This window comes from Streptomyces sulfonofaciens, assembly GCF_014656295.1.
GTDB classification, from domain to species: domain Bacteria; phylum Actinomycetota; class Actinomycetes; order Streptomycetales; family Streptomycetaceae; genus Streptomyces; species Streptomyces sulfonofaciens.
In genome coordinates, this window is record NZ_BNCD01000085.1 from 1 (window position 1) to 741 (window position 741).

Below are 741 nucleotides of genomic sequence, written 5' to 3' on the forward strand. Positions count from 1 at the left end.
GCCGCATGACACCCACAAGTCAAACCACCCCAAACCGAACCCGAACACCTTGACGAAAGACATAGAGGCACCCCCCCATCCCCGGCCGCACGACGCGACGAGCCCTGCCCTCCCTCACGACACGCCAAGGAGTGAAGCCCGCGATGTCCATCCCTTCCCTCAGACGGATCTTCCTCAGACGCATGGCCCTCGGCCGCCTCACGATGTTCGCCGCTCTCGCGGCACTCGTCGCCGCGCTGTTCACCGCGGTGCCCGCCCAGGCCGCCGACGGCCAGATCACCGGACTTGCCGGCAAGTGCATCGACGTGGCGGGGGCCAACAGCGCCAACGGCACGGCCGTGCAGCTCTACGACTGCAACGGGACCACTGCCCAGCGCTGGTCCAACTCGGGTGACGGGACCCTGCGGGCGCTCGGCAAGTGCCTGGACGTCGTGGACCGCAGCACGGCCGACGGGGCGTCGGTCCAGCTCTGGGACTGCTCGGGCAGCGCCAACCAGCAGTGGGTGGTCACCGCCGCCCACGACATCGTCAACCCGGCCGCGAACAAGTGCCTGGACGTACGTGACAACACCAGCGCCAACGGCACCCGTCTGCAGATCTGGACCTGCACGGGAGGGGCGAACCAGAAGTGGAACGCGCCCGGGAGCAGCGGCGGCGGCAGCACCCCGTCCGGGTTCGTCGTCAGTGAGTCGCAGTTCAACCAGATGTTCCCGAACCGGAGCTCGTTCTACACCTACAGCG

The 741-nt window shown here is 68.0% G+C and carries 1 protein-coding gene; it reads left to right on the forward strand.

All coding sequences use genetic code 11. The annotated features are described in order from the left end of the window. Positions 1-182: 182 nt before the first annotated feature. On the forward strand, positions 183-741 hold a 559-nt coding region (locus IE313_RS34675), incomplete at its 3' end, for a lectin (protein ID WP_189939357.1).